A 16,167-nucleotide genomic window follows, 5' to 3' on the forward strand; every position below is an offset into this window, starting at 1 on the left:
GCTGCGATCACCAGGGTGGCGTTTGTCGTGGTCAGTCTGCTGCCCCTGTTGATTTGCTGGCTGTTACTGCAGCAGAAGGTTGAACCAGCGGACAAATATGAGATCACAGAATTACTGCTGGAGGATCTGGTCTCAGCAGAACCACGTCTGATGCCATCTGCTACATCAAAGCCAGACAAACGCCGATTAACGGATTTACCCCACTCACCTGATACCCCACCTACAGAAGAGGAAAACTGATATGTCACACATTGTCACGATTCGAACTGAGGTCCGCGACACCGAAGCGCTGGGCCTAGCCTGCCGTCGACTCGAACTGGGAGAACCCATCCACGAAACCGTTCCCCTGTTTAGCGGGGAAGCCACCGGATACACAGTTCGTCTACCGGACTGGCGGTATCCTGTTGTGTTCGACGTGGGTCAGGGGCAGGTTCGCTACGACAATTTTGAAGGTCGCTGGGGAGAGCCGTCTCACCTCAACAGACTGCTGCAATTTTACGGCGTGGAAAAATGTCGTTTAGAGGCGCGTCGGAAGGGACATTCTGTCCTGGAAAACCAGCAAAACGACGGTTCCATCAAACTCACCATTCAGATCGGAGAGGGGCATGCAAATAATTGAAATCATCATTTCTACCGACGGTCAGTCTCGCATCGAAACCCGAGGCTTTACCGGCTCCCGGTGCAAAGACGCCAGCCGGTTTCTGGAAGCGGCGCTGGGAAAGGTCTCTTCAGAACAGCTGACCGCCGAGTACCACCAGAGTGTTCAACATCAACCCAACCATTTAACACAGGAGAATTAGCTTTCGCAAATCAACATCTTCAGGTCTTACCAGACCCGATTCCCGATGATCCTCCACAGGTTCGTGTGCTGGTGGTGGTTGAAGGAGCCCACGACATCGAATTTCTGACACGCATCTCGACTCTTCTCCATGCAGATGATCCCACACTACCTGATTTGGTCGGCATGGAACGGAACAGTGAACTCATCTTCCTGCCCATCAGCGGTCATCCGCAGGCCTGGGGCAAGCGACTGGCTCCTCTTAACCTGCCAGAGTTTCACTTGTACGATCGCGAAGAGTCACCGGTCACGGAATTGCGTCAGCAAACAGTCGCCACGATCAATCAACGCTGTTGTTGCCGCGCCATGCTGACGTCGAAACGGAGCCTGGAGAACTACCTGCATCCGCAAGCTATTCAGGACATCGCCGATATCGCTCCCCAATTCGGGGATCAGGATTGCGTGGCGACGGATGTGGCACAACGGGTATTCGACAACACTCATGACGATTACTCCTGGAGCCAGCTCACACGCCGCGCCCAGGTTAGACTCACAAATCGCGTCAAGCACTGGCTCAATACCAGTGCCGTCGAAAAAATGACGCTTCCCCTGCTGCAGGAACGTGATCCGGACGGGGAAATCATTTCTTGGCTGGAGACGATCGGCCAACTGGCTAAGACCGCTTAAAGCACACTTCACACTTTCTCTTTCTTCAAACCATCAAGGAAACACTTATGTTACTATCCGAACGACTGGCTGAGAACATACGCGCCTGCTTTACTGGTATCTGGATTCAGAGTCATGAACACGACGAGGCTTTGCTGGAAATGTCCCGGCTCTGCCACAGTGAAGACTGGCGGTTGCTCTCTTGGGACATTGACCGGGGCCTGCAGGGAACGGAACTCGCTGGAGACCGCGACACGTCGCTCCTTGATCCCCTGGCTGCCATCCACTGTCTGAGCGGTCAGGCCGATCCGGATCGGCCCACGCTGCTGGTCCTTAAAAACTTCCATCGCTTCATCAATTCTCCTGAAATCATTCAGGCGCTGACACAACAGATCAATCTGGGAAAACAGGCACGGACATTTATTGTCATTCTTTCCAGCCTGGTCCAGATCCCCACAGAACTGGAAAAACTGTTTGTCTGCCTGGAACATGATCTTCCCGATCGCGATCAGCTGGCAGAAATTGCCCGCAGTATCGCCACGGAAGTGGGTGAATTACCGGAGGGACCAGAACTGGAGCGTGTCCTGGACGCTGCCTCAGGGCTGACCCGCTATGAAGCAGAAGGGGCCTTCAGTCTCTCCCTGGTGCGGCATGGGCGCATCGAAGCTTCTGTGGTACTGGAGCTGAAATCGCAGACGCTGCTGAAAAGCGGCCTGTTATCGCTGCACCAGGGGTCGGGATCGTTCGCTGGATTGGGCGGCCTGGAATCCCTCAAAGCCTTCTGTCTGCAAGCGCTCCGTCCCCGCCCCCAGGAATCTTTCCTGGTCCGTCCACGTGGCATCTTGCTACTGGGAGTTCCCGGAACTGGTAAAAGTGCGTTTGCCAAAGCACTCGGCAGGGAAACGGGACGTCCCACGCTGACACTCGACGTCGGGGCTCTGATGGGTTCACTTTTAGGACAAACAGAGTGCGCCGTTTAACGGCAAGTTGAATCCCACGCATAGCGTGGACAGGTTTTGGAATTGATGACCTTGTGGGTCACCGGGATTACCTGAAATGAGTCGAAAGACCAAGGGGAAATATAGCACTTCCGGAAAGCGGCTGATGGGTGAAATCGTTTATCCCATGCTCCGCAAGACCCGGTCGGTACGGTTAAAGCTTGATTGCCTGAACTCTAGCTTCCAGGGCGTAATGTCCTCGCAGAGGATACAACGATTGAAATCCTTTTGTCGCTGCATACCTGAGTTCTTCTGTTGCTCAGGGAACATTCCAGCACGACACCGAATGCCAACGAGGCATTTTAAGGGAGCGAAAAGAGAACCTAACCCGACCTATTACGTTCAACTTGCACGGAATGCGGGATCGCCTAAGGGGCGCGAGCCCTATGGTGACGGAGCCCCCATAGTAGTCCGCGGTCGGGAAAGCCGACTACATGGCGAAGGGGGGCAGGTGTTAGTGGAATTCAACATTGAGGGAGTGCGAGATGCACACTGTTCCTAAAATGCAATGGATTCTACAGGATAGAGGCCGTCGTGGTCTTTGCTTGGAACGGGTCTACCGTTACCTGTATAACCCTGAACTTCATCTTGCCAGCTACGGGAAAATATACCGTAACAATGGTGCGATGACCAAAGGGACAACACAAGAAACAGTAGATGGCATGTCCTTCCAGAAAATCCTGCGAATCATTGATTGTCTGCGTGACGGTCGATATCGCTGGACTCCGGTCAGACGAATTTACATTCTCAAAAAGAATGGAAAACAGAGACCGCTTGGATTGCCAACCTGGTCAGACAAACTGGTTCAGGAATCGATGCGTACCATTCTCGAATGGTATTACGAGCCTCAGTTCAGTGATTCATCCTGTGGGTTTCGGCCCAGACGCGGTTGTCACACCGCGTTAAATCGAATCGCCAAAACATGGACTGGGGCGAGTTGGTTCATCGAAGGAGATATTTCCGGTTGCTTTGACAATATCAATCATGAGATATTGCTCAACATCCTCCGGGAAAAGATCCATGATGGCCGATTCATCGACCTGATTTCAGGGTTACTTAAATCTGGGTATATGGAAGATTGGAAATACAATGCCACTCTTAGCGGTTCTCCGCAAGGAGGCATTGTCAGTCCGATCCTCGCTAACATCTACCTTGATCGCCTTGATAAGTTTGTCGAACAGGTACTTCTTCCTGACTTCAATCGAGGTACAGTGAGAAGGACCAATCAAGCTTACCACAATCTTCAGAAAATGGCTGCTCGCCGGAAGAAAAGCGGAGACGTTGAAGGCTATCGAGAATGTATGCGGAAAAAGGGCCTATTGCCGTCGAAAGACTTCAATGATCCAAACTACCGCCGTCTTCGATATGTTCGATACGCCGATGATTTTCTTTTGGGCTTCTGTGGTCTCAAGCAAGAAGCAGAGGAGATCAAGGATCGACTGCGCGATTTCTTACAAGAATCGCTGAAATTGAACTTATCTCCAGAAAAGACACTCATTACCCATGCTCGAACTCAGAAGGCTCGCTTTCTGGGTTACGAAATCTGCGTTTCGCATAACAATTTGCATCGAGCAAATGGAGTGCGAAGGAGCAATGGAAAGGTCTGTCTGCTCATTCCTTCCGCTGTCATTAATGACAAGATTAGCTGTTATCTCAAACACGGCAAAATCAGTCATCGTCCTGAACTTTTACCCGATCATCCATGGAGTATCGTGGCAAGGTATCAGGCGGAATGGCGTGGTCTGGTTGAATATTACCAGCTTGCCTGGAATATGAATGCCCGACTGGGAAGGCTGTTTTACTTCATAAATGTTTCACTTGCCAAAACCTTAGCGTGCAAATTTCAGATTTCACGCAAGGCTGTTTTTGACAGGTTCACAAGTGAAGTAAAAACACCACTTGGTATGCGAAAAGTGTTGCTGATACGCAAGGAACGCCCGGATAAACCGGATCTCGTTGCGTACTTTGGCGGCATCAATCTCGCAAGAACGAAGATAATACGGAATTGCGATCCCCCGCTACGAGTACCGTTTAACCCAAAGTGCGAACTGGTCGAACGATTGTTGGCCGATGAATGTGAGCTATGTGGAAGAAAAGGAGCCTGTGAGGTTCATCACATCCGCAAGCTGGCAGATATCGACCAGCCCGGTCGTCGAGTGAAGCCTGATTGGGTTAAACGTATGATAGCGCGGCGTCGTAAAACTTTAGTCGTCTGTCTCTCCTGTCATCAAAATATTCATAACGGGAGATACGATGGCAAAGCTATCTAACACTGGAGAGCCGTGTGCGATGAAAGTCGCACGCACGGTTCGGAGGAGGACTGTTGGAAAAGTACCGACTCATTCAGTCGGCAACTCGCTGGCAGTCTATCCTACAGAGCGAACCCGCAGAGCCCTTCGGATCGTCGATGCCATGCAACCGGCTGTCCTCTTCATCGATGAAGTCGAAAAAGGCTTGGGTGGGGCAGCCTCTTCCGGACAGTCTGACAGCGGTGTCTCCACCCGCATGCTGGGGACACTGCTGGGTTGGTTGAACGACCACACTTCAGACGTGTTCGTCGTCTGTACCGCGAACGACATTTCGAAACTGCCGCCGGAGTTTGTGCGGGCTGAACGCTTTGACGCGTTGTTCTTCCTGGATTTACCGGGAGATGATCAGAAGCAGGCCATCTGGAGTCTGTACCGTGATCTGTTTGGTCTTACGGCCGATCAACGTTTGCCGGACAACCGGCACTGGACCGGTTCGGAAATCCGGGCCTGCTGTCGTCTGGCGGCGCTGCTCGACGTCCCTTTAATCAAGGCCGCGGAAAACGTGGTCCCTGTGGCCGTCACGGCCGCCGAATCGGTGGCCCGTTTACGACGCTGGGCCAGCAAACGCTGTCTGTCTGCAGAACAGCCAGGCGTGTTTAGCAACGACGAGCGTTCCGGTTCCCGCTCACGCCGGAATCTCTCACGCGATCCCCACAGAAACTAAACCACAGTCTATTTAAGGAGACAATATGACCATGACTGCCATCGAAGATGTAAATACCCGCACAGATCCCATTGATCGGCTGCGATCAACGATGTGTGCCACGCGTATCAGTTTTGAATGGTTCGGCACACGCAAGTCACTGACACGCGATCAGAAGACCCAGGCTGCCGAATCGTTTGGGGCGGAAGGCACCTTTCTGAGTGCGGGCAAGAAACTGCTGGATACGGGACATCCCCGTTTCCGGGCCGTGAATGCGGTCCGTCAGCGGGTGCGATCCTACTGGACTTCCATCAGCCTGTCATTTCCAGAACCCGGGATACGGTTATTGCGGCAGGATGCCCTGACTGCATTTCAGGAGCAGATGCACCAGTTCACGGAAGAGCTCAACGAGGCTGTCTCAAATCTGGATGAACAATACCTGTCCCTGAAGTCAGCGGCCCGGGAACGCTTGGGGAGTCTCTTCAATGACGACGATTATCCCATGACCCTGATCGGGCTGTTCGAGGTTTCCTGGGACTTTCCCAGTGTCGAACCACCGGATTATTTAAGGCAACTCAATCCGGAACTGTACGAGCAGGAATGCCAGCGCGTGCAGTCGCGATTTGAGGAAGCGGTCAGACTGGCGGAAGACGCCTTTCTGGGTGAACTGTCACAACTGGTGTCTCATCTAACGGATCGTTTGAGTGGTCAGGCCGATGGTCGGCCCAAAGTCTTCCGGGATTCCGCCATCGGCAACCTGCACGAGTTCTTTGAGCGCTTCCGTTCCCTGAATGTACGCTCCAACGAGCAGCTGGATGTGCTGGTAGCCCAGTGTCAGGGGATCGTGCAGGGTATCCAGCCCCAGGAATTGCGAAAACGAGACACACTCCGGCAACAGGTGGCTTCTGAGCTGTCTGGTGTCCAGGCAGCCCTGGATGGTCTGTTAATCGATCGACCACGGCGGCAGATTATTCGGACTCCCAAGTGAGGTAATCAACATGCAACTTTCGATCTCACCACAGGGGACAGTGCACTGCGTTTACTCGGAAGCCATTGACTTGGCAACTCTCGGTCGACTGGCCATCTCACGTGGCTCTTATGTCGAACCGGATGCAGCCGGTCAGTGGCTGGTGGACCTCTCCCCTGTGGACGGTCCGCAGCTGGGACCATTCGCGCAACGGAGTGCCGCTCTGAAATCCGAAATGGACTGGCTGGAGCAGCATTGGTTGCTGCCAGATACCAGTTCCTGAGAACTGACAACTTAATTTTAGCACTGGTTTGCCCCGGTCTTGCAGAATCGTCTCTGCAGGGCCGGGGCTTTTTTTGTTTAAACATTTTCGTTTTGAAGGAGACAACAGATGAAACAGGCAGATTTGAATCGGGCCGTTGCCCTGGCAACTGGCGAAAGCATGTCGACGGTGAAGCGTTTGGGGTTTTTACTGGCAGAGCCCGATGAAACGGTTGATCCAGATTCCGAAACGTCGGGACCCTATGTAATTGACTGGGATGAACTGGAAGCCAATCGACTGAATTCTGAGCGACAAGGGGTACGCCATGAACCAGTGGTGGCCTGATCTGCAAACGAGCGAATGCTGTCGAACTGTCCCAGAGGATCTCAGTGCACGGTCGAACTCGCAGTCAGCCCTGCGGCAAACGCTGCACGCCGGTCGCATCAAGGGACGACGCGGTGTGAAAAGCAATACACGCCGCAGGAAACGACGTCGTAAACGATGGCCGCTCACATAAACAAACAGTGTGTGTTATTAACCAAATTTAAACAAAAACGGAAAGCCTTTTATGAAACTTTTATTGATCAACAATGATGGCGGAGGTTTCGCTGATTATATCGAGGTCCCTGCAGGAACCACGGTAGCACAACTCTTTGAGCAGAAGATGGGGGATGCAGAAGCCCGCGGTTACCTGATTCGCGTGAATCGCCAGCCCTGTCCCCCGGACCAGCAGTTACAGGACGGGGACCGGATTTCCATAACGCCGACGAAGATCGAGGGGGCGATAAGTTAGTTGTCCCTGAAGTTAAGTATTTCGATTTTAGCAGGTTGTCGGGATCACGGTTCCGGCAGCCTGTTTTGATTTTATGGGAGAACATGAATTATGAAACATCCACGAAAACGATTCTGGCGGGCTGCCAGTCGAATTCATCACTGCCTGGTATCAGAAGAACCCCCGTCATTATATGAAATGCCATTCCAGGTATGGTGGCACTGTGACCGGCTGATACGGAAACGCCAACAGGCACAACGCAAAGGCTGGGATTTCGCTGCATCCAAGTTGGAACGAGAACTGAAATCAGGTGTAACCCAGTTGATCCAGCAACTGACCACTTTACATGGTGACCTGTCGTCTGATGCATCTCGGCAGCAGAATCCCCCTGTCCGAGAACTGTATGCAGAACTACTGGCTATAGAAGAAGAATTCGGAGAGCGGCAACTGGATCTCCGTGAACAATGCATTTCCGTCAGCACTGAACCGATTGAACTGGAAGGCGTCTATCTGGGACCATTTGAGATTCATCTCAATTATGCAAATCTGAAAATGGATAACGGGTCCCCTTATCGGGTGATCGCCAGGGACCCGCATCCGGCGTTTACCAACGACTGTGTCACACATCCGCATGTTCAGTCAGATGTAGTCTGTGAAGGGGATGGACAGCAAGTCATACGCCGATCGCTGGAACAGGGACGGCTGTTTGATTTTTTCACGATGGTGGCCAGCCTGTTACGAACTTATAACTCCGACAGCCCCTATGTGGCGCTCAGTGACTGGGACAGTATTGAATGTACCGAGTGCGCTGATGTAATCGCAGCAACCGAGCAGACACGCTGTGACAACTGTGAAATCACACTTTGCACGGGGTGTGCTAAAGACTGTACGGACTGCGATTGTCCATTTTGCCATGAGTGTTTGTCGTACTGTGATAGCTGTCACAGCAACTGTTGTTCGTCCTGTCTGCAACAGTGCATACAGTGTCATGCCGACTGCTGCCAACGCTGTTTACTTGAAAATGAAAGGTGCTCTGATTGTGATGCGGAAGAAGAACTCGAAGAAACAGAGGAAGAAGTACAGGAAACCCAGGGCTCAACAGCAAACCCGGTTACCACAACTGCGGTTCAGCCCGACTGCCTGGGCGAAACTGTTGTACCTGCGTGATTATGGCGATACCGAAGTTGGTGGCTTTGGGATTACATCAGATGAGGATCTGCTGCTGGTGCAGGACCTGCAACTGGTGGAACAGACCTGCTCGTTGGCTCATGTGGCCTTCGACGATGAGTCGGTGGCGAATTTCTTTGACGATCAGGTGGATGCAGGACTTCGTCCTGAGCAGTTTGGTCGGATCTGGATTCATACGCATCCCGGCGACTGTCCGTTACCCAGCCAGACTGATGAAGCCACCTTTGATCGTGTGTTTGGTCGATCCGACTGGGCCGTGATGTTTATCCTGGCGCGGACAGGGCAAACATATGCCCGGTTAAAATTTAATGTGGGTCCGACGGCCGAATACGAGATTCCCGTAAAAAGGGATTACACTCAAACATTTGCTGGTTGTGATCCAGAACGTTGGGAGGATGAGTATTTAACGCACGTGCATCCACAAAATAATCGTCGCCTGCTCCAGTCTGCTTTTGATCAAACCGCAGACTTTGACTGGGAAGAGGACTGGCTCTTTGCTGAATACGGATTGAAAGGAGAACAGATTTGAATACATTAAATGTGACTACGGATCGTTTCCAAAGACAGAGCGATCTGATCCCGGCGGAACGGCTTTCTCAGCTGACGGCAACCGTCATTGGTGTGGGGGCCATAGGTCGTCAGGTAGCACTGCAACTGGCGGCAATCGGGACACCGCGGATTCAGCTGATTGACTTTGATAGTGTGGAGTCGACCAATATTACGACTCAGGGATATCGGGCTCAGGATCTGGGGCAACTTAAAGTGGACGCGACCGCCAGAGCCATACAGGAGCTTGATGAATCAATTCAGGTAACGGTGATTATGGATCGTTATCGAGTGTCCGTTCCTGTGGGCGAGGTTGTCTTCTGCTGCGTTGATTCGATATCCGCCCGTGCAGCAATCTGGCGTTCTGCATCTTCTCACTGCCAGCTATTTGTAGATGGCCGCATGCTGGGTGAGGTAATCCGTGTCCTGTCAGTGGCCGCTCCCCACAATGACCACAATTACTATAAATCGACTTTGTTTCACCAGTCCGAAGCTCAAACTGGTCGATGCACAGCACAAAGTACAATCTACACCGCTAACATTGCTGCAGGCTTAATGCTGCACCAGTTCACACGCTGGCTACGCATGTTACCCCTGGATCGTGATATCACCGTCAGCTTGCTCGCAAGCGAGTTGATCCTGGGGCCTGATCCATCTCCGGAAATGTAGAACGTACTGAAGCTTCAGCCGCTGATTTCAGTTCTGCTTTGCGTTTTGTTACCGCAGCTATAATTGGCTGGAACTGTCGTTGGCTGGCTTCCAGATAACGTTCCCGTAACTGGTCGAGATGGGTGTAATTGGTAATGGCTGCCTTGCTGACAGCATGTCCCATCAAATACTTCCGATAATATTCTGGCATCCCGGCATTCAGCATGGCAGTGCTGAATAGATGACGGAAATCCTTGAGAGTTGCCTTGGCTGGCCAGGATAGCTGGCCAGCCAAGCGATGAAACTCATTCTCAATATGGTCGTATTTAATCCCACCTGCGTCGTGGAGCAACTGATCCCGTATCTGCATTCCTTGTTCTGCAGTGAGATTTGCAGTCTTCTGACAACGACGCGAATATTCTTTTGTTAACTGCTCCAGCGATTGATCAAATAAAGGCGGTTGTTCAGAACCTTCAAAAACAGCACGACGCCGAATCAACAATCCTGTTTCTGTATTTTCAGAGCCCCCCTCTAGAATCGCCCGGATCGGTTCGAGCAAAGGTAACCTCTTATCACGCCTGCCTTTGGTCGTATAACTGATTTGGGGCAGGCAAATCACCTTTAACCATCCATCTGAAGTCAGGTTTTCCCGGAAAAGAAAGCACGGTTCCGAAGCCCTCAGACCATAAAAAATCAATAACACAAACAGGTGAAGTTGGTAACTGTCGCACTTTTTCAAAAAATCAACCACCATCGGAATTATAATGTCGGGCTCCCCGAACAGGTCAGGGGCAACCGAAGCGGACTGACGAACTTTTCCCTGAAAGGGATTTCGGAAGCCTGATGGCATCAGATTTCCACGATCCGGGTCGGCCGCCCAGATATACATCCCCCGGACCACATCCAGTACGTAATCAGGCGAGGACATTGTCTGTTTCTGCGTATTGGGATGCCCATTGGAAGAAACCTGCAAATTCTTCAAGTATGTTTGAAAGTGTAAAACCAGATCACGATTGACATTCGTGATAGATGGATATGCCGTTGAAATCAGTGGTTGTTGAATAAAAAAACGATAATGCTCCAGAGCTGAAGCGTATCGTCTGACTGTTTTCGGAGCGATTTCACCGGCATCGGCTCGACGTTGTAAGTGACTTTGATAGAGGTCCAGCAGACTCTGGTGCTTCAGTTTCCCTCTCCCCAGACCAGATGAGCGGAAGTGTTTGAGGCGTTCCTCAATTTCCCGGGCGCAAAAGATAGCGGTCACCAGATCACCGTCGACCCGTTCTGTGAGGTTTTTCTTTGCAGCAGGGTCCCAGAACTGAAGCCGAAAGTAGTCGTTTTGTCTATAAATGCGTACCTTTTGAGGTGGATCGATCCCGTCCGGGAATTTCTCGATACGAATCCAGCGATGCTTGGTTTTATATTTCTCACACCAGGTCGAACTTTTCGTATCAGCTTCTACCTGTTTCTGGGAAAAGTCTTCTGGTCGGATGTCGTCTCTTTTACGAACCATCATACGTGTCTTTAAACTGCCCTTGAATTTTGATATCGAACAGGTTTCTTCCAATGAAACCCATCAGTCGGGATCAGCTTAAAAATTGGCGTTCACAACTCGCTTACAAAACGCCATAATATTTGTAATAGTTTGGAAACAGATTAAACATATTTAAAGATCAGCCTGAGGAGTATTACAATAATACTATGGACTCTTGGAAACTGGCAGTACGAAGATATCAAGATATACTTCCGGACGCGGATATACCGAGGTTTAACTTTCCCAGGGAAAAACTTCTGGCCTGGCTCAGGAATGAGGCCTGTCCTGCTGTTGAAGAATATAGCCAACGTCTAAGGTTTCAAGAATATGCAAACTGGCCTCTGATCACATTGATGCCCGGAGCAGATACTCCGGAACGTCGATTGATTGAGTCTCTGGAACAAGGCATCTTGAAATGCGCTAAAACTTTCTTACAGTTAACAAAGGAAAAACTGGTTGGTAAAAATCTGGAGGACCAGAATCCTTCCCGAGAGTACGTTAGCGAAGAAACCGTCGAGATAACTGCTGGAAGAACGAATTGTGTGAAAAGAACAATTGATAAATCCAATGATTTAGAAATTATTTTGTCGCAAGTTGAATACCTGGCTCAAAACAGCGACTTGTCATTAGTAAACAGTTCAGATTATTTTGCCCCAGTACAGGAATTCTCTAAGGATGCTGATGGAAAAATAGTCCAACGTGGAGAACTTATAATTGCATTTAATTATGAGTTGGACCCTGTGGGAAATTATATGATCCGCTGTTTGCTGGAACGGGCCCGGCAATGGTATGAACTTTTGTCTAAAGCAAGAGGCATGATCAAAAAAGCCATCGAAGCGACAGGACGACCCTATCAACAATTACTCGACCAACTTGAACACGAGTGGGATAAATTAGATACCGACTGGTCGGAATGTCAATATCTTTTAAAAAGCGGTAAAAAGAAACGTTTAATCAACTCAGCAGTCATACTCACCCAGATCTATGCCGCATTTGGACTGAAACCTGACCTGCACTGGCTATCACTCTCTGATAAATTACTGAACCAGGAAATTGAGTCTATCAGAAACAGGCTGACTGCATTCCTCAATAAAGAAACAACAGACCGGATTGCCCATGCTTTGGGAGATTTGAAAGATCTTTATGGCAAAGATGAAAAGCAAACCGATGTCGTTGAAGAAGCGATTGCGAACGGCGACTTAGTGTTGATCTCGAAGTCTAAAGAAGCATACTGGGAAAATAAAAAAATATCTGATCAGATTAGTGGCAGACGATGGGAATTGTTACTTTTATTAGCAAAAAAAGCAAAACTTAGAGCCTGTGTTAGAGAACATGATTTATTTCCAGAAGGCTCAAAGTCGTTATCTGCCATGGGAACATCCTGGAGCCGTTTGAATGAGCGTCTGCCTGAATCGCTCTGGACACTGGTTGAAAACGGAGTTGAGCCACGATCCTACATACTCCGTCTGGATTCGACCCAAATACACATTTTTTAAAGTCATAGTCCTGTTTTATGTAAAAAACACCGTCGTAATCAATTGTATTCGCCCTAGCTGATACTTCAGTTTGCAATTTCAACAAATCCCCTTCAATTAATCTTGCTGTGTCATCGAACTTCTCTGTATTTATTGACTAATTAACCGCTGAAAGGTGGGTAGTCAGAGAGGAAGCTCAGCCAGTATTCTGCGCATCGTAGAATAATTCTTTCATCTCTTCCTTCACTATAAGAGATGACCTGCAAGGCTGCTGTTGCATTGTCGCCACCAACTCATCTACCCATTAAAAGTTGCTCGGCTGACTTCTAGATCCTCTTCCTATTCGGGCTTAGTACCACTTACTCCCCCCCCGTTAAAAGATCTATTTTCTGTATCTGACTCCAAACTCTTACAAAAATATCGCAGCTTTGTAAGAGGTTTGTGAACACAAGATTCTACATTTTGAGTCTGGAGAGCCACTCCAGACTCCTTTCTTTCAAGGAGCCAATCATGAGTGACTCTATTAACAAACCGACCACCCCAAATGCTGATCTACTCTCAACTCCAGAAAAACTGGACAGAGTGGCAAACCTGATCGCTGAAGGAGAGTTTCCTTTTCCGACTGGTCTTTCACCTGACCAGCAGGTCCTATTAGCGACAGAGGTAAGAAAAAGACGGCATCAAAGGTTGGTCAAATTTATTGCCAGATCAATTGCCAGAGAATTATGGCAAAAGATCGAACAACATAATCAAAAAGGGAAAGATTATGATTAGATCACAGTACGACTTCAAGAAACTGATCAACTACATTCGCTATGGTCGTATGAGCGACCCTAACCAAAACCCATCAAGCCCTGATCAGCAATTTGCTACTATAGATCTGGTATTGGGAAGATGTGGATACAACCATTGGAATCATCTGGCAGATTATCGTGACGATGGTATTTCAGGACGGTTGCTCAGAAAACGGCTTGGTTACCAGAAAATGCTGTTTGACATCAAGTCTGGTGCTATTAGTCCTGATGTTATCCTGGTTGACGATATTGACCGATTTGGAAGAGTGGACGATCTGAAAGAGATCCGTCGTGATTTGTATAACAAATATGGGGTATTGGTCCTGGATGCAAAATCCAATTTTGGAGATCCCAATACTCCCCAGGGGCGTATGTACAATGCAATGGAAGAAGCACGCGCTGTCGAAGAGGGAAAAACAAAAGCTCATCGTGTTTTCAGAGGTAAACGTGATGCAATTTCGCAAGGTCGCTGGTCAGGTGGTAAACCTCCATTTGGTTATCAACTGGAAACTCATCAAGAAGTTACCAATGGCCGTCCTCGTTCTTATAGTATTATCGTTCCTGATCCTGAAACGGCAAGGATCATAGTATTACTATTCCGGAAGGCTGATGAGACCGGTTGGGGACAAGACCGCTTAAGCAAATTTCTTAATAATCATGAGGAGGTGCCAGAACATCATAAACCGTTTCATGGTTCCACTGTAGGTTCATGGCTTGATAATGAAATTTACATTGGAAAAATGGTTTGGCCCAAGGTCACAACAGACATCATCAGTGAGTGCCGAGTTATTGAAAAGATCCCTGTCGAAGAACAGTTGTGTATAGAAGACTATTGCGCACCAATTGTGGAACCAGATGTATTTGATCGAGTCAGACAGATAAGAAAAACTCGTGGACAATTACGGAAAGCTGCACTGGCTAAAACCACACCGCAATCGGACAAGCAAATTAAAGCGCCTGCTCCCGGCATGACACTTCGCTATTTATTGACAGGTCTGGTTCGCTGTGGTCATTGCAACAGGTCTATGGTTCCAAATAGTGGAGGACGATATGTCACTAAGGACAATGAAACGCATGAGTATACCGCTTATTCTTGCCCAGGACATAGAACTGGGATCTGTTCCAATAAGAAAACGATCCCGGAGAAGTGGCTTCGTCAAATGGTAGTAGATGCCATCAAGAGCCGTCTGTTTCCATCATCCTGAGATCTTTGATTCTGGCTACGATGGGATGGTTATACCATCGTAGATTTTTTTTTGAAATGATTCTTGAATTAAGGAGAATCGCAATGAATATCGACAGTTTAATCAATTCAAAATGGTACCCAGTAATTCAACATGAAATCCAACAAGAGCTGGATCAAATGTTCAAGGATGACTCGGGCCGTGAGGATTCTCTGTTACACGAACTTGAGCGCATATCGAGTCAGAAAAAAGGTTGGATAATTTCTTTATCCGATCCCAACCTTCCACAATCTATTCGTGACGAAATTCATATGGATTATCAGCGGGCAGAAAGTAGAGAGGGTGATATCCAGATACAAATTGAACGGCGACAGAAACGAGAGGAGTACATGGCAGAGTTGCTTAATCCCGATCTTGTTGTCGAAAGCCTGAACCGTTTAGACGAAGTGCTGGCTGGAGAAAATGCCACCCGAGGTAATTTGGAATTGTCACTACACATTGACCGGATAGAATGTTTCAGAGATGGACATGTTAAAATGAAGATGTGTCGACTGGGATCTCTTCCACAATGCGTAGAGTTTATGAAGTATAATTCCATTGATTCAGAAGTCGTAGTGGACTCAGATGCGATCGACCGGCAGGAACATCAGGCAACCCCTCGACGCCGCGCAAAACTACGGGTAGAGTCAATCGGCCCCGAAGGCAAAGAACTGAATACTGCGGCTGCGTTTGCTGCTGACCCCGAACGTTTTTCCGGTTTAGGTCCAGAATGGTTTGAAGAAATCGAATTTGATGTTCCTCATGAAAAGCACTGGTACCAGATCTACGCGTCAGAAGTATTTCATCGACGTCAGGAAGCAAAGCTGTCGTATGCTAAACTGGCCGAAGAATTTGGTGTAACCAAGCCCACAGTGCGGGCAGCTCTTGAATATTATCTGGAGACACAACCTGAAGCAAAAGATAATGTGAAGCTTCAGTGCGGTGGAAAGCGGCCTCCTAAGTTTGACCTCTCTAAAATAGGCCCTGAAGCGCGACCTTTATGGGAATCCGGTTGGTCAAAGTTGAAACTGGCAGGAGAGTTTGGCTGCTCCCCTCCTACCATCGACAAGGCTTTGGAATGGAGTTACGCACAGGATGGTCTTTCTATGCCGACGAAGGAAGAGCTACAGAAAGCAATATCTATAAAGTCACGAAAATTACATAATGAAGGTAATTCTCTGGAAGAAATAAGTGAGATAATGGATTGTTCTGATGTCACAGTCCGCCGTTATTTGAAAATGTCCTTCGAAGCGGAAGGTAAGACCATGCCTGACCTGCGCCGTAAATCTTCGGGAGCATAAGGGGTCACAGCTTTTGTGTCTCTGAGCATGATTTCTGTCATGACGATCAGTGGATCACTTTTT

General features: G+C 49.0%; 19 protein-coding genes. 18 read left to right on the forward strand and 1 reads right to left on the reverse strand.

Annotated features, from left to right (window positions below):
* The 14 genes from ACN0YN_RS30415 to ACN0YN_RS30480 all read left to right on the forward strand — a co-directional run.
* Nucleotides 1–240 (forward strand): hypothetical protein (locus ACN0YN_RS30415; RefSeq protein ID WP_417388649.1); only part of this gene is annotated, 240 nt, incomplete at its 5' end.
* Between the two features lies 1 nt (nucleotide 241).
* A complete protein-coding gene (locus ACN0YN_RS30420; protein ID WP_339688682.1) occupies nucleotides 242–619 on the forward strand; it encodes a DUF1257 domain-containing protein in 378 nt (125 codons plus the stop codon).
* Nucleotides 606–800 carry a DUF2997 domain-containing protein gene (locus ACN0YN_RS30425; protein WP_339688685.1) on the forward strand — a complete coding sequence of 65 codons (195 nt, stop codon included), beginning with the start codon at nucleotides 606–608 and terminating at the stop codon, nucleotides 798–800. The genes ACN0YN_RS30420 and ACN0YN_RS30425 overlap by 14 nt, the downstream gene beginning before the upstream one ends.
* Nucleotides 801–871: 71 nt before the next feature.
* Nucleotides 872–1,465 (forward strand): ATP-dependent endonuclease, encoded by a 594-nt coding sequence (locus ACN0YN_RS30430; protein WP_417388650.1) that lies wholly within the window; start codon nucleotides 872–874, stop codon nucleotides 1,463–1,465.
* A gap of 47 nt (nucleotides 1,466–1,512) precedes the next feature.
* Nucleotides 1,513–2,424 (forward strand): AAA family ATPase, encoded by a 912-nt coding sequence (locus tag ACN0YN_RS30435; RefSeq protein ID WP_417388651.1) that lies wholly within the window; start codon nucleotides 1,513–1,515, stop codon nucleotides 2,422–2,424.
* 503 nt (nucleotides 2,425–2,927) lie between these two features.
* Nucleotides 2,928–4,712, forward strand: coding sequence for a reverse transcriptase/maturase family protein (locus ACN0YN_RS30440; protein WP_339688617.1), 1,785 nt, complete (start codon nucleotides 2,928–2,930; stop codon nucleotides 4,710–4,712).
* Complete coding sequence (locus ACN0YN_RS30445; RefSeq protein WP_339688615.1) at nucleotides 4,696–5,415, forward strand: AAA family ATPase; 720 nt, start codon at nucleotides 4,696–4,698, stop codon at nucleotides 5,413–5,415. Before ACN0YN_RS30440 ends, ACN0YN_RS30445 begins: the two co-directional genes overlap by 17 nt.
* A gap of 25 nt (nucleotides 5,416–5,440) precedes the next feature.
* Nucleotides 5,441–6,382 carry a hypothetical protein gene (locus tag ACN0YN_RS30450; protein WP_417388652.1) on the forward strand — a complete coding sequence of 314 codons (942 nt, stop codon included), beginning with the start codon at nucleotides 5,441–5,443 and terminating at the stop codon, nucleotides 6,380–6,382.
* Nucleotides 6,383–6,392: 10 nt separating this feature from the next.
* The gene (locus ACN0YN_RS30455; protein ID WP_339688610.1) at nucleotides 6,393–6,644 is read left to right on the forward strand and encodes a hypothetical protein; all 252 of its coding nucleotides are present in this window, start codon (nucleotides 6,393–6,395) and stop codon (nucleotides 6,642–6,644) included.
* Between the two features lie 108 nt (nucleotides 6,645–6,752).
* Entirely contained in the window at nucleotides 6,753–6,968 is a 216-nt protein-coding gene (locus ACN0YN_RS30460) for a hypothetical protein (protein WP_339688607.1), read from the forward strand.
* Nucleotides 6,969–7,191: 223 nt separating this feature from the next.
* Nucleotides 7,192–7,416, forward strand: a complete 225-nt coding sequence (locus ACN0YN_RS30465) for a MoaD/ThiS family protein (protein ID WP_417388653.1) — start codon at nucleotides 7,192–7,194, stop codon at nucleotides 7,414–7,416.
* 90 nt (nucleotides 7,417–7,506) lie between these two features.
* The gene (locus ACN0YN_RS30470) at nucleotides 7,507–8,562 is read left to right on the forward strand and encodes a hypothetical protein (RefSeq protein WP_417388654.1); all 1,056 of its coding nucleotides are present in this window, start codon (nucleotides 7,507–7,509) and stop codon (nucleotides 8,560–8,562) included.
* Complete coding sequence (locus ACN0YN_RS30475; protein WP_417388655.1) at nucleotides 8,549–9,112, forward strand: hypothetical protein; 564 nt, start codon at nucleotides 8,549–8,551, stop codon at nucleotides 9,110–9,112. The genes ACN0YN_RS30470 and ACN0YN_RS30475 overlap by 14 nt, the downstream gene beginning before the upstream one ends.
* Nucleotides 9,109–9,798 (forward strand): ThiF family adenylyltransferase, encoded by a 690-nt coding sequence (locus ACN0YN_RS30480; RefSeq protein ID WP_417388656.1) that lies wholly within the window; start codon nucleotides 9,109–9,111, stop codon nucleotides 9,796–9,798. The genes ACN0YN_RS30475 and ACN0YN_RS30480 overlap by 4 nt, the downstream gene beginning before the upstream one ends.
* Here the strand turns inward: ACN0YN_RS30480 and ACN0YN_RS30485 are convergent.
* Nucleotides 9,743–10,705: a hypothetical protein gene (locus ACN0YN_RS30485; RefSeq protein WP_417388657.1), complete on the reverse strand. Its 963-nt coding sequence runs from the start codon at nucleotides 10,703–10,705 to the stop codon at nucleotides 9,743–9,745. The genes ACN0YN_RS30480 and ACN0YN_RS30485 overlap by 56 nt on opposite strands.
* A gap of 773 nt (nucleotides 10,706–11,478) precedes the next feature.
* On the opposite strand from ACN0YN_RS30485, the gene ACN0YN_RS30490 reads away from it, so the two are divergent.
* The 4 genes from ACN0YN_RS30490 (at nucleotide 11,479) to ACN0YN_RS30505 (ending at nucleotide 16,104) form a co-directional block, all read left to right on the forward strand.
* Nucleotides 11,479–12,807 carry a hypothetical protein gene (locus tag ACN0YN_RS30490; protein ID WP_417388658.1) on the forward strand — a complete coding sequence of 443 codons (1,329 nt, stop codon included), beginning with the start codon at nucleotides 11,479–11,481 and terminating at the stop codon, nucleotides 12,805–12,807.
* 489 nt (nucleotides 12,808–13,296) lie between these two features.
* Nucleotides 13,297–13,560: a hypothetical protein gene (locus tag ACN0YN_RS30495; protein WP_417388659.1), complete on the forward strand. Its 264-nt coding sequence runs from the start codon at nucleotides 13,297–13,299 to the stop codon at nucleotides 13,558–13,560.
* The gene (locus ACN0YN_RS30500; protein WP_417388660.1) at nucleotides 13,553–14,785 is read left to right on the forward strand and encodes a recombinase family protein; all 1,233 of its coding nucleotides are present in this window, start codon (nucleotides 13,553–13,555) and stop codon (nucleotides 14,783–14,785) included. The genes ACN0YN_RS30495 and ACN0YN_RS30500 overlap by 8 nt, the downstream gene beginning before the upstream one ends.
* 83 nt (nucleotides 14,786–14,868) lie before the next feature.
* Nucleotides 14,869–16,104 (forward strand): hypothetical protein, encoded by a 1,236-nt coding sequence (locus ACN0YN_RS30505; RefSeq protein WP_417388661.1) that lies wholly within the window; start codon nucleotides 14,869–14,871, stop codon nucleotides 16,102–16,104.
* The last annotated feature ends 63 nt before the right edge of the window (nucleotides 16,105–16,167 follow it).

It is taken from the genome of Gimesia sp. (assembly GCF_048260065.1).
Classification (GTDB): Bacteria; Planctomycetota; Planctomycetia; order Planctomycetales; family Planctomycetaceae; genus Gimesia.

Bases quoted from the DNA above. Each gene is read 5' to 3' on its own strand.
- ACN0YN_RS30420 (WP_339688682.1), top strand. From the start codon at position 242: ATGTCACACATTGTCACGATTCGAACTGAGGTCCGCGACACCGAAGCG.
- ACN0YN_RS30425 (WP_339688685.1), top strand. From the start codon at position 606: ATGCAAATAATTGAAATCATCATTTCTACCGACGGTCAGTCTCGCATC.
- ACN0YN_RS30435 (WP_417388651.1), top strand. From the start codon at position 1,513: ATGTTACTATCCGAACGACTGGCTGAGAACATACGCGCCTGCTTTACT.
- ACN0YN_RS30440 (WP_339688617.1), top strand. From the start codon at position 2,928: ATGCACACTGTTCCTAAAATGCAATGGATTCTACAGGATAGAGGCCGT.
- ACN0YN_RS30445 (WP_339688615.1), top strand. From the start codon at position 4,696: ATGGCAAAGCTATCTAACACTGGAGAGCCGTGTGCGATGAAAGTCGCA.
- ACN0YN_RS30450 (WP_417388652.1), top strand. From the start codon at position 5,441: ATGACCATGACTGCCATCGAAGATGTAAATACCCGCACAGATCCCATT.
- ACN0YN_RS30455 (WP_339688610.1), top strand. From the start codon at position 6,393: ATGCAACTTTCGATCTCACCACAGGGGACAGTGCACTGCGTTTACTCG.
- ACN0YN_RS30460 (WP_339688607.1), top strand. From the start codon at position 6,753: ATGAAACAGGCAGATTTGAATCGGGCCGTTGCCCTGGCAACTGGCGAA.
- ACN0YN_RS30465 (WP_417388653.1), top strand. From the start codon at position 7,192: ATGAAACTTTTATTGATCAACAATGATGGCGGAGGTTTCGCTGATTAT.
- ACN0YN_RS30470 (WP_417388654.1), top strand. From the start codon at position 7,507: ATGAAACATCCACGAAAACGATTCTGGCGGGCTGCCAGTCGAATTCAT.
- ACN0YN_RS30485 (WP_417388657.1), bottom strand. From the start codon at position 10,705: ATGTCCTCGCCTGATTACGTACTGGATGTGGTCCGGGGGATGTATATC.
- ACN0YN_RS30490 (WP_417388658.1), top strand. From the start codon at position 11,479: ATGGACTCTTGGAAACTGGCAGTACGAAGATATCAAGATATACTTCCG.
- ACN0YN_RS30495 (WP_417388659.1), top strand. From the start codon at position 13,297: ATGAGTGACTCTATTAACAAACCGACCACCCCAAATGCTGATCTACTC.
- ACN0YN_RS30500 (WP_417388660.1), top strand. From the start codon at position 13,553: ATGATTAGATCACAGTACGACTTCAAGAAACTGATCAACTACATTCGC.
- ACN0YN_RS30505 (WP_417388661.1), top strand. From the start codon at position 14,869: ATGAATATCGACAGTTTAATCAATTCAAAATGGTACCCAGTAATTCAA.